Source organism: Chryseobacterium sp. VD8, assembly GCF_037149975.1.
GTDB lineage: Bacteria > Bacteroidota > Bacteroidia > Flavobacteriales > Weeksellaceae > Chryseobacterium > Chryseobacterium indicum.
Map to the genome: position 1 here is coordinate 1 of NZ_JBBCQL010000166.1, position 10297 is coordinate 10297.

Annotated in this window: 14 protein-coding genes; 9 read left to right on the top strand and 5 right to left on the bottom strand. The window is 33.7% G+C overall.

Going from position 1 to position 10297, the window contains the following annotated elements; translation table 11 throughout:
* The 4 genes from WFK35_RS16140 to WFK35_RS16155 form a co-directional block, all read left to right on the top strand.
* Positions 1-290: hypothetical protein (locus WFK35_RS16140; protein WP_336733446.1), on the top strand; the 290-nt coding region annotated here is incomplete at its 5' end.
* Positions 291-293: 3 nt separating this feature from the next.
* Positions 294-830: a GNAT family N-acetyltransferase gene (locus tag WFK35_RS16145; RefSeq protein WP_336733447.1), complete on the top strand. Its 537-nt coding sequence runs from the start codon at positions 294-296 to the stop codon at positions 828-830.
* Positions 831-915: 85 nt separating this feature from the next.
* Positions 916-1671 (top strand): ATP-grasp domain-containing protein, encoded by a 756-nt coding sequence (locus tag WFK35_RS16150; protein ID WP_336733448.1) that lies wholly within the window; start codon positions 916-918, stop codon positions 1669-1671.
* Between the two features lie 65 nt (positions 1672-1736).
* Entirely contained in the window at positions 1737-2375 is a 639-nt protein-coding gene (locus WFK35_RS16155; protein ID WP_336733449.1) for a hypothetical protein, read from the top strand.
* Positions 2376-2434: 59 nt separating this feature from the next.
* On the opposite strand, the gene WFK35_RS16160 is transcribed toward WFK35_RS16155, so the two are convergent.
* The 4 genes from WFK35_RS16160 to WFK35_RS16175 all read right to left on the bottom strand — a co-directional run bounded on the left by WFK35_RS16160 (position 2435) and on the right by WFK35_RS16175 (position 7728).
* Positions 2435-3361, bottom strand: a complete 927-nt coding sequence (locus WFK35_RS16160) for a malate dehydrogenase (RefSeq protein WP_029294870.1) — start codon at positions 3359-3361, stop codon at positions 2435-2437.
* 203 nt (positions 3362-3564) lie between these two features.
* Positions 3565-4116 (bottom strand): biliverdin-producing heme oxygenase, encoded by a 552-nt coding sequence (locus WFK35_RS16165; protein ID WP_336733450.1) that lies wholly within the window; start codon positions 4114-4116, stop codon positions 3565-3567.
* 25 nt (positions 4117-4141) lie between these two features.
* Positions 4142-6334, bottom strand: coding sequence for an ATP-binding protein (locus WFK35_RS16170; protein WP_336733451.1), 2193 nt, complete (start codon positions 6332-6334; stop codon positions 4142-4144).
* 380 nt (positions 6335-6714) lie between these two features.
* On the bottom strand, positions 6715-7728 hold the full coding sequence (locus WFK35_RS16175) for a nucleoid-associated protein (RefSeq protein WP_336733452.1): 1014 nt from the start codon (positions 7726-7728) through the stop codon (positions 6715-6717).
* Between the two features lie 208 nt (positions 7729-7936).
* On the opposite strand from WFK35_RS16175, the gene WFK35_RS16180 reads away from it, so the two are divergent.
* From WFK35_RS16180 to WFK35_RS16195, 4 genes are all read left to right on the top strand, one after another.
* Positions 7937-8101 (top strand): hypothetical protein, encoded by a 165-nt coding sequence (locus WFK35_RS16180; RefSeq protein WP_214590566.1) that lies wholly within the window; start codon positions 7937-7939, stop codon positions 8099-8101.
* Between the two features lies 1 nt (position 8102).
* Positions 8103-8459 carry a DUF7674 family protein gene (locus WFK35_RS16185; RefSeq protein WP_336733453.1) on the top strand — a complete coding sequence of 119 codons (357 nt, stop codon included), beginning with the start codon at positions 8103-8105 and terminating at the stop codon, positions 8457-8459.
* Between the two features lie 78 nt (positions 8460-8537).
* Positions 8538-8669 carry a hypothetical protein gene (locus WFK35_RS16190; RefSeq protein ID WP_336733454.1) on the top strand — a complete coding sequence of 44 codons (132 nt, stop codon included), beginning with the start codon at positions 8538-8540 and terminating at the stop codon, positions 8667-8669.
* A gap of 51 nt (positions 8670-8720) precedes the next feature.
* Positions 8721-9116 carry a DUF7674 family protein gene (locus WFK35_RS16195; protein ID WP_214590568.1) on the top strand — a complete coding sequence of 132 codons (396 nt, stop codon included), beginning with the start codon at positions 8721-8723 and terminating at the stop codon, positions 9114-9116.
* Between the two features lie 51 nt (positions 9117-9167).
* On the opposite strand, the gene WFK35_RS16200 is transcribed toward WFK35_RS16195, so the two are convergent.
* Positions 9168-9683 (bottom strand): thioredoxin family protein, encoded by a 516-nt coding sequence (locus WFK35_RS16200; RefSeq protein ID WP_336733455.1) that lies wholly within the window; start codon positions 9681-9683, stop codon positions 9168-9170.
* A gap of 72 nt (positions 9684-9755) precedes the next feature.
* Between WFK35_RS16200 and WFK35_RS16205 the strand changes: the two genes are divergently transcribed.
* Positions 9756-10297: hypothetical protein (locus tag WFK35_RS16205; RefSeq protein WP_336733456.1), on the top strand; the 542-nt coding region annotated here is incomplete at its 3' end.

The window sequence follows — 10297 nt, forward strand, 5'->3', positions numbered from 1 at the left end:
CTCTGTTCTTATTCGGATGGCTGTTTATTAGCAATATTAACCTCATTAACGTTGCCGCAACGCTGAATAAAGCAGAAATCAATTCTGAAATCGGAAAGGTAAATGCATTCAGCAATATTGATCAGCTGAAGGAGTTTACCATTAAAAAAATTAACTCTATGGAAGTAATCCGGGAAAGATTTTCGGAAAATGCCATGATAAGAATCGCTGTTATCTCAGTTCTTGTCCTGATCCAGATTCTGCTTTACGCAACAAAGGGTAATTTTCATGCTCAGAATTCTAAGTTTTAACCCATGGAAATCAGAAAACTAACGGTATTTGAAGAAAATTTCATTCCTGATACCGATTTCAACAGTTACGAAACCGAAAAGATTTTTGTGGTTTCGGCAATTGAATCGAAAAACACTTTTGAATTTAATCTGAGAGAGAAAAATCAATATTATCAAAAGATCTGTAAAACAGAACTTCATGATATTGAATATTTAAACGCAGTGGTACAGCAAGGTCATTCTTTCGGAATTTTTGAAAATGAGGAACTTATTGGATGGATCATCTGTGATTACAGAAGGAAAAATAATAGTCTTTTTATTGAGAATTTGTGGATTCATAAAAAGTTCAGAAAACAAAATCTCGGGAGATTGCTGATTAAAAATATCAATCGTGAAGCCAGAGAATTGGAGTGCAGAATAGTGGAAGCAGAAACGCAGAACACCAATTATCCTGCAATAAAGTTTTTCCAGAAAGCAGGATTTCAGTTTACAGGGATCAATACCAAACTGTATAACAACTCAACAGAAACGGCTTTGTTTATGAGCTTTGAACTGATGTAATAAATTTTCACTTTCTGTTAAAATTTAACTTATCCACAATTTTTAAAAGTTATCCACAAACAACTAACAATTTTAAGAACCGATAATGATTACAAAAGCTTACATTCAGGAATATGGCAATGGTAAAACAGAACCTGAATTTCTGGAGGTAAAAAACGTTTTGGAATCAAGAGGAATAGATTGTGAATTTTTTACCATTAAAAAATTACATCGAAATCAGATCCTGCTTAATAAAGAAACGCTGATTGTCGGAGACCATTCATCAATGTTATATACTTTCAAAATATTGGGAATCAGTTCATTCACCTCATCTTATCCTCAAAGTTTAAGACCTTATTTAAAGCGAACTGTTTGGGAAACAACCTTGAAAAAACTCATGATGCAAAGTCATGAAGAATCTTTAAACACTTTTGTAAAGCCAAAATCTAAAACCAAGCTTTTCACAGGATTTGTAATCAATTCACAACATGATCTTCTCCGTCTGGAATCATTTTCAAAAGAAACAGCTTTATTTTGTTCATCTGTTGTTGAATGGCTTGCTGAATTTCGGGTTTTCGTGAATCAGTCAGAGATTGTCGGAATAAAAAATTACAGTGGCAACGAAAATCTTCAGTTGGATATGAATATGGTAAAAACTGCCATTAAAGATTTTGAAAATTCAGACGAAAGAACAGATGCTTATGGAATAGACTTCGGAATTCTGAAAAGTGGAGAAACCGCATTAGTTGAGTGGAATGATGGTTATGCCTTAGGTTCTTATGGTCTGGATAAAGAAATTTATACTGATCTGATTTTGAGCAGATGGGAGGAAATTTTACAAGAAAGTAATTTAAATCTGTAATTATGGTTTTCCGTAATTATTTCCTGCAATGATTTTTTAGTTTTAAAATCTTTAAAACAATAATCATGAAAATTAAACTTACTCTTTTTACTTTATCCGTTTTTTTATTATTAGGCTGCGGTAATAATAAAACCAATCCAAGAACAACAACGGAAAATGATAGTATTTTATCAATAGCTCAAGAAGAAACAAATACTATTAATGGACAAAGCTCAAAACCCAGACTAGTTCAGAAATCTATAAATTCTACAAATGGAACAGATCTCGAACAACTAAAAACCGAAGCATCCAGACTAAATGGTGGAGGTTCAATAAAAGAAGTTAAACTTGAAAACGGAAAAGCTATCATTACATATGTCAAAAATTACAATGAATATAAGGAATTAAACCCCTCATCAGGATTAACAGAAAATGATTTAAAATTATATTGGTCAACAGGTAATGAAATTCAAAAAACACTTGTTGGAAGTCCGGCAAGATTAATGAAGAATCTTGATTTTATCAATGAAGTAAAAATAATATTGCCATTTGAGAATAAAACTTATCAAATCAATATTACAAAATCTCAATTAGAGAAATTTGTTGGCAAAAATATTTCAAAAATCAAAAATGACTGGACTCGAACTTTTGCCGATCCTTACATTTATAATCAAAAAGGCAGAGAAGAATTTTTCAGTAAATTCGGAACCGTAAAAAGTAATTAAATGCAGTAAAAAATCCGCGCCCTTCGGGCGCGGATTCCTTATATATAAAGTTTAAAATATTAAAATTTCAAATCTCCATTCACTTCTCTCACTGCATTGGCAGCTTCAGCGAATTTCAACTGCTCCTCAGCAGTAAGGGTTACGTTTACGATTTTTTCTACCCCATTTGCTCCGATAATCGCAGGAACACCAAGGCAGATATCATTTTGTCCGTATTCTCCTTCAAGCATTAAAGAACAAGGGATCATTTTTTTCTGGTCGCACGCAATTGCCTGAACCATTACAGAAACTGCTGCTCCCGGAGCGTACCAAGCTGAAGTTCCTAATAATTTGGTAAGCGTTGCACCTCCTACTTTAGTTTCTTCAATAACGTATTTCTGTTGTTCAGCATCTAAGAATTCTGTTACAGGTACTCCGTTTCTTGTTGCTTTGCTTAATAGAGGAAGCATTCCTGTATCACTGTGAGCAGCGATTACCATCCCGTCTACGTCAGAGATCGGAGCTTCTAATGCTTCTGCCAATCTGTATTTGAATCTTGCAGAGTCTAATGCACCTCCCATTCCGATGATTTTATGCTTAGGAAGACCTGAGGTTTTGTGTACCAGATAAGCCATTGTATCCATTGGGTTAGAAACCACAATGATGATTACTTCCGGAGAATGTTTTACTAAGTTTTCAGTAACTTCTTTTACGATTCCCGCGTTGATTCCGATTAATTCTTCTCTCGTCATTCCCGGCTTTCTTGGAATACCTGAAGTAATAACCGCTACGTGAGAACCTGCAGTTTTGCTGTAATCTCCTGTTGTTCCGGTAATTTTTGTATCGAATCCGTTAAGCGATGCTGTCTGCATCAAATCCATTGCCTTACCTTCTGCAAAACCTTCTTTAATGTCTACTAAAACTACTTCTGAACAGAAGTTTTTCATTGCGATGTATTCTGCACAGCTTGCTCCAACAGCGCCTGCACCTACTACAGTTACTTTCATAATATACTTAATTTATTGTTTTTTAATGGTATTACGAAACTTTGCCGTCTCATAATATAACTTTTAAAATTTATTTATTTGAATTGTTTGTTTACTTTTGGCTTACAATTGAAAACTCCCAAATTTAACAATTCCTGAAAAATTAGGCAATCTTTCAGGAATTTAATTATCTTTAAAAGTGATATTTATGTTGTAGACAGCAGTTAACGGACGTTTAGAAGAAAGGCATACAGTTTTTTAGCTCCCGATAAAACCTCATCATAATTTTCCTCAGAAACCTCATTATCAAGAACTTCCTTAAAGTTTTTCCACATAAATCCTGTATTTTCACGGTAACAGCCGAAAAAGTTGAACGTAACATCATCAAATCCTTCTGTTTTGGAAAGCTGTTTTGCAATAACATTTCCTCCCAGAGTAGAACCCTCGATCACGTACATTGCTCCTAAAGCTTCATTTTCATTGGAAAAACTGAGTTCTCCTGAAGCCTTGCGATTTTCCATGTCCAGACTTTTAAGATCCTGCTCAATCAAAGGAAGTTTTTTTCTTTCTTCAAGCTGAAGTTTGTCAGAGAATTTTTCTGAAAGACTGCCGAAAATCTGATCTTCGGAATGAAGAAGCATAAAGTAATTTCTGTCAATGATCTTTTTATAGTCTTCCAATGTAAAAGTTCGGTCGAATATTTTTTTAGAGTTAAAAAGTTTTTCCGCGGCATCGTGAAATTCTGCCGTATTTTGTTTTAGATATTCAGATACCATAACGGAATTTTAAAGTAATTTTTAATTAAGGTTTTTTGAAGGTAAGAATGAAAGTCGTCCCGTTTTTACTGCTTTCGTAATCTACGCTTCCGCCAAGTCTCTGCATGATTCTGTGCACGATCGATAGTCCTACTCCGTTTCCTTTAAACTTCTTCGCATTATCCATTCTGTTGAAAATTTTAAACATTTTATGTTTATTTTCTTCTGGAATTCCGATTCCGTTGTCTGCAATTCTGTAGACTACCATATTCTCTTCTTCCTGTCCTCCTATGATTACTTTTGGATTTTCCTGATGAGAAGAATATTTGATGGCGTTATTGATGATATTCAGGAACGCCTGATGAAGCATGGTTTTATCTGCAAGAACATCAGGACATTCATTGATGATAACTTCACTTTCGGAAGTATCAAAAGTTATTTTTGCATTTTCGGCGATCTTTGCAATGGTTTGTGCGGTCTGTAATCTTTCCAGTTCTATTTCGCTGTGTTTCGCACGGCTTAACTGGAGTACATCATGCATCATTTCCGCCATATTATCGATTTCCTCGATGATGGAATTGATCTTATTTCTGCTTTTATCCGAACCGTCCGTAAGACTTTTCAGAAGCATCTGAGCATTAAGTTTCATTACCGTAAGCGGAGTTCCCAGATCGTGTGAAATCGTGTAAGAGAAACTGTCGAGCTCTTCATTCACCTTTTTAAGCTCATCATTAAGCCTTTTTATGGTGATGTAATTTTTATGGGAGGTTTCAAGGATCAGATCACGAACTGCCTGTAATGCGGCAACGTTTCTGGAATTCCATCTTTTAGAATTTCCTTTGATGTCCTCGGTAAAGATCTGGAAAGACGTTCTTGGAGAAACCACCTGTGTCTGTTCTCCGTTTTTCACAATTACATCTATTTTTTTTTCAGGATTTCCTGCCCAGTCGATGTGTTCATCAAATTCTTTACGGAACCAGATGAGCAGATTATTTTTAGATTTTTCAATAAAATAAAAAGCCACTCCTGCACATTTTTCGTCGAGACCAATCTCTTTACCGTGATCTTTCAGAAAACTTCTGCTGAGATAGATATTTTCGTCTATATTTTTATGCGCCCACTGTACAAGATTTTCAATGATTTCCTGGCGAGGAGTTTCTCCATCGGTAACGATTTTATCGTCAGCAATAATAGCAAGCCCGTCTGCTTCAGGAAGATCTTTTATCTGAGCTTTATTTTCAATTAAAGAATCGAAAAGATTGTTATATTTTAAAAATTCCTCTTTTAATCTGGAACATTTTTCGTTAAGATACAGACGGTATTCAAGCTCTTTTTTTGCTTTGAAGGACGAGTAGGCATTGGAAGCCAAAGCCGTAAAAATTCCTGCCTGAACACGATCTTCAAGATCAATATGTTTTGGCTCTGAGTTCTGGCAGGTAACCAGCCCCCAAAGATAATCATCAATGATAATAGATATACTGAAACTGGAAGAAGCTCCGGAGTTTTTGATGTACTGACCATGAATAGGCGACATACCACGCGATCCGGAATAGGTAAGATCTATGGTTTCACGGGATTTGCTGAGGATAGGAACAGTCTCCGAATGAACATTGCTGAAAATTCTTTTTCTTTTTTTAAGGTAAAGTTCTCTTGCCTGTTTCGGAATGTCGGATTCAGGATAATGCAGCCCGAGATAACTCTCGATATTCTCGTCTCTTTTCTCCGCAATTACTTTTCCCGAACCGTCCATCATGAATTTGTAAACCATCATCCGGTCATAATTCACGATTTTTGAAAGCGTATTTAAAAGCTGATCCCAGATCTCCTGTTCATCATCAATAATGTAAAAATTATCGTATTTGTTGGAGATTCTTTTGTTGGGATTAATGATAACTTTTTCAAACTCAAGAAAAATATTATCCTTGCTTCTGAAAACAGAAAAATGATATTCTGCACCTCCAATAAAGATTTTATCAAAATAGGTTTCGTTTTCTCTTTTCGTAAAGTCGGATAAAGAATTGTAAATATCAGATTCTATAATGCTTTTAAAGCTTTCCGGAAAGTCCGTAAGCTTCTTATCAAAAAGCATATTTGCATTTTCGATATTAAATATATCCTCGATATTCTTACTAAAAAAAGCTATGGAATGAGACTTCGCATCAATGCCAATCAGATAACCAAAACTTTGTATGTAGCCCGGAATATGGATAGGCTCCTCATGACACTCAACAAAATTCATATAATATTTTGACCTATCAAATATACGACTTTTTTTATCTAATCGGATTTTTTCTATACAAACACATACCACAAAAGGTTATAAAATTTCAGCAGAATATGAGTTTTAAAGAATATTTTTCTTTGTTCATAGGATATACAGAAAATTCAAAACCGGAATAATTTACACTAAGCTTATTTAAATCCAACCATAAACCATTATAAACCTTCCAAAGCAGTATAAATATGATATATTCATTAAAAATTCTCACCAAAACATCTTTATTTATACAAAAAAAAATCATCCATTATTTAAATTTTCAAAATAATGGATGTTTATAAATTATTTTCTGTTTCCTACTTCAGAGAAATCTCAGTCTGTAAAAATGTGAATTCTTATAATTATACTTCTTTTTCGAAATAAAGCATATAATATTTTCCGTTTTCATCTTCACCCTGTGCAATTTTCTGTCGGTCGCCGTGGATGTAGATGTGGAAGTTTTTGTCTAATTTAATGATGCTTTTAAAATGTCTCTGCGTTTTCTTTACAGCCGCTTCACTAATCGGGAACTCTTCCGCAATGTTAATCTGCATATCCTGTTCATAATCGGTTTTGAAATTATTGAAACTTTCGATGACGTGTTCGTCGCTCAAAACTTCAGCAGCAAATTCATCCAGCTTAAATTCTTCTTTTTCTTTGAAAAAATTGATTGATTTATTCAAAAAATCTGCCTGATCTGCTTTGGAAACTTCAAATTCCTGAGGCAATTGCTTTGTGATATAATCTTTATACACCATTAAAGCTTCCTGTGTGTGAAAGTATTCATCGTCGCGCTGTTTTACCTTTAAAAAATCTTCGAACCAGTAATACATATCTCCATTTTTGTTATTATCTACAACTGAAAGAACATATCCTGTTTCTTTATCGTTATTATAGATTAAAGCCGCCTTATCTATTTTAGACAAACCGATTCCCTGATCTTTTTCGATGTCAAAAGTTTCATCGTTTGGAGAAATTTTAAGGAAAGATTCTCTTTTTTCGGTCTTAAAAATTCCGATCTTGTCTACTCTTTCGGTTCCTTCTCTTTCGTCCTCGAAATATACAATGAACAATTCTCCGCCCTGAACTCTTGGGTTTTCAGCGGCTTCGAAAAGATGTTTGGCGATGTTTTCAGATTCCCAAAGGAATTTTGACTTGTCATCAAAAATCTCAGAAACAGAACTGTACACCGGATTATTCACCAGATAAGAATCACTGTAAAAATGGAAGGTTTCTTCTGATTTAAAGGAACCTAAGAAGTAATTTTCCAACAGTTCTGCCATTCCTTCTTCCAACTGTAATTCTTCCTGAGAAAGTGTTAAAGATTCTCCGTTGATTTTATTTCCGACTCTGTGTACTACGATTTTTGAAAACATTTCCTGAATATTTTTGGACTGCAAAGATATTAATTAAATCAGACAATCGCGAGGATTTCCATAATGATAAATATGCTATCATTTTGATAAGATTTTGAAGGATTTTAAAAATCAAAACAAATAAACAAAACCTTAATAATCAACACTTTAATTTAAATTAAAATTCAAAGGCATTTCTTTGGCAGCATCATTCTCAAAACATAAGAATATGGACTTAAAAACTTTGAACAGAATAGATAAGCTGAGAAGATTAAAAAGCAAAGGACCGCAAACTCCGAAATGGCTGAAACCCTATCATCTTCTGATTGTTGCTTTTTTGGCGGTTTTTACTTTCGGAGCATGTATTAAAATTTTGGAACTTAATCAACAATAATATGAACTATTTAGAAGCTGCACAGGAAATCAAAAAAGTAATTCCTGAGATTGAAAATGAACTGAAAAAGAACAGAAAGCAAAACTCTTATGGTCTTATCCAGACTTTTACAGACAACATCAGATTGAGAATTAAACAAAATGACCGGAATATTCTCTTTCAATGCCTGAAAAAGATGGATGATATTTACAGAAACGGAGATGCTGTTCTTAAAAACGCTGTGGAACATACGTTTATTTTTTCTCTGGACAATTCTACCGCTTTCTGTAGCGAGGAATACCGAAAAATGATCTTTAGTCATATTTCCAAAGATCTTCAGACCGCCTATTCCAGACAAATCTACAGTCATAACATCTGAGTTTATTGCATTTTTTGAAGATGTTATTACAGAAGCATCAAAATTTAAAAATAAAACATCATTAAAAATCAACCGATTATGAAATCTAAAATAAGAAAAATTTCTGACTGGAAAACGCTTCAAACAACCACCAACAGACATAATATTGAAATTCTGGCAACCCACATTGCCGTAATCGTAGGCGTCTTTGTTTTTGCAGCCATTCTGTAAACTTTGGTACAGTTTTCGCCACATTAGGAAGTGTTACGAAAAATATTAATTATGATGAATGTACAGATGCCAACTATTAATCAAAAAATAGCCAGTGAGTATTTAAAATTTTTCTATCCGCCGCTTCGCACAGAAATTACCCAATTGTCTTCACAGGATAATTTTGCAGGAATTATGCAGGCAACGATTAATTACCTTAAAAAACTTCTTCAGGAAGCTAAGGTAAATATTATTGCCCACCACATCAAACTGATGGAAATGATCTATAAAGGAGGAGATTCTTATGTAAAAGACATGATCGAAAATCTTTTTGTACGGTCTTTTGAAAGCTTTAAAAAGCACGCTAAGATTTCCCACTGGAAACTTCTTTACCAATATATGCCTGTTACTTTTCAGGTGATCTACAACGATCAGCGAAAGCAGGATAAAATCTTTTTCGGAAAGTAAATTAATTTTTAAACACAGTTTCGGCGAAGCCAAAGGCTTCGCCGAAATTTTTTAATTCTTCTTTAAAAAAGTCTGTTTGACTGTCTGAAGTTCATTGTCATTCATCTTTGAAGATTTCTTCAGTTTGGCTATAAAAACATCTACTTCTTCAGCCGTTGACGGACATCCCAGATTTTCGTTTTTATCATTGAAAGAATCTGCAAGAACCTCCCCTTTCGGATTCAGAACAAGCCAGAACGGAAGTCCGGCTTCTTTGCCTTTGTATTTTTCCATTAATGCTTCTCCACCCGGATTTTCAAGTTTTTTCTTTTCGCCCATTTCCTGAACATCTACATAAGCGGTAACAAATTTTTTATCAAAAATCGGCTTTGTTTCCGGTAAATTCATGTTCTTTTCCATGACGTGGCACCATTTGCACCACGAAGCGTGGAACATGAGCAAAACATTTTTATTTTTAGATTTAGCTTCGCTCAGCGCTTTGTTTAAAACAACATCCGCTTTTTCCTGAGCAAAATGTAACTGAAATAATAACAAGCCTAAAAGCAATAGAATTTTAGAAATTTTCATTTTGGATCTGATTTTAAATACTAATCTAAAGATTTTTTTGTTGTTATACTAACACTTTTTAAAAACTATTTCATGAAACTCAGACTTATTTGCATATTTCTTACTATTTCATTTATATCGAATGCTCAGATTTCCAGAAAACTAAAAGATAAAGTTGAAATTATTGACAAAAAATTTTTTGATATAATACTTCAAACTTATGATAATAAAAGTTACGAAGAACTTTACACTTTATATTCTGAAATATCTAAAACAGCCACAAATGATGAGCTTTTTTATCTTGCTCTAAATGGAAATACATTTATTCGTCATAATGCAGCTTTTAGTTTGCTCTATAAAAAGGATAAAAGAATCATAGATTTGTACAAATACTATTCTAAATTTCCTATGCAATATGAAATAAAAATGAGCTGCATCATTGCCCAACAAGATATGGCACTAAGTATAAGAGGATATATCCTTGCTGAGTTAAGAAACTACGAGGAGCATAAAATAATATCGAAAAAAAGTAATCAATCCAAAGATTTTTACACAACAGAAGAAATTAATTATTATGAAAAATTAGATATTAATTTTTTTAAAGATTGTATTGATGAGTTCGAAATAATCGATGA

What these genes read in the sequence shown, in the direction of transcription:
- WFK35_RS16170 (WP_336733451.1), bottom strand. Translation starts at nt 6,334, where the DNA reads ATGAATTTTGTTGAGTGTCATGAGGAGCCTATCCATATTCCGGGCTAC.
- WFK35_RS16150 (WP_336733448.1), top strand. Translation starts at nt 916, where the DNA reads ATGATTACAAAAGCTTACATTCAGGAATATGGCAATGGTAAAACAGAA.
- WFK35_RS16155 (WP_336733449.1), top strand. Translation starts at nt 1,737, where the DNA reads ATGAAAATTAAACTTACTCTTTTTACTTTATCCGTTTTTTTATTATTA.
- WFK35_RS16175 (WP_336733452.1), bottom strand. Translation starts at nt 7,728, where the DNA reads ATGTTTTCAAAAATCGTAGTACACAGAGTCGGAAATAAAATCAACGGA.
- WFK35_RS16185 (WP_336733453.1), top strand. Translation starts at nt 8,103, where the DNA reads ATGAACTATTTAGAAGCTGCACAGGAAATCAAAAAAGTAATTCCTGAG.
- WFK35_RS16190 (WP_336733454.1), top strand. Translation starts at nt 8,538, where the DNA reads ATGAAATCTAAAATAAGAAAAATTTCTGACTGGAAAACGCTTCAAACA.
- WFK35_RS16165 (WP_336733450.1), bottom strand. Translation starts at nt 4,116, where the DNA reads ATGGTATCTGAATATCTAAAACAAAATACGGCAGAATTTCACGATGCC.
- WFK35_RS16200 (WP_336733455.1), bottom strand. Translation starts at nt 9,683, where the DNA reads ATGAAAATTTCTAAAATTCTATTGCTTTTAGGCTTGTTATTATTTCAG.
- WFK35_RS16195 (WP_214590568.1), top strand. Translation starts at nt 8,721, where the DNA reads ATGATGAATGTACAGATGCCAACTATTAATCAAAAAATAGCCAGTGAG.
- WFK35_RS16180 (WP_214590566.1), top strand. Translation starts at nt 7,937, where the DNA reads ATGGACTTAAAAACTTTGAACAGAATAGATAAGCTGAGAAGATTAAAA.
- WFK35_RS16145 (WP_336733447.1), top strand. Translation starts at nt 294, where the DNA reads ATGGAAATCAGAAAACTAACGGTATTTGAAGAAAATTTCATTCCTGAT.
- WFK35_RS16160 (WP_029294870.1), bottom strand. Translation starts at nt 3,361, where the DNA reads ATGAAAGTAACTGTAGTAGGTGCAGGCGCTGTTGGAGCAAGCTGTGCA.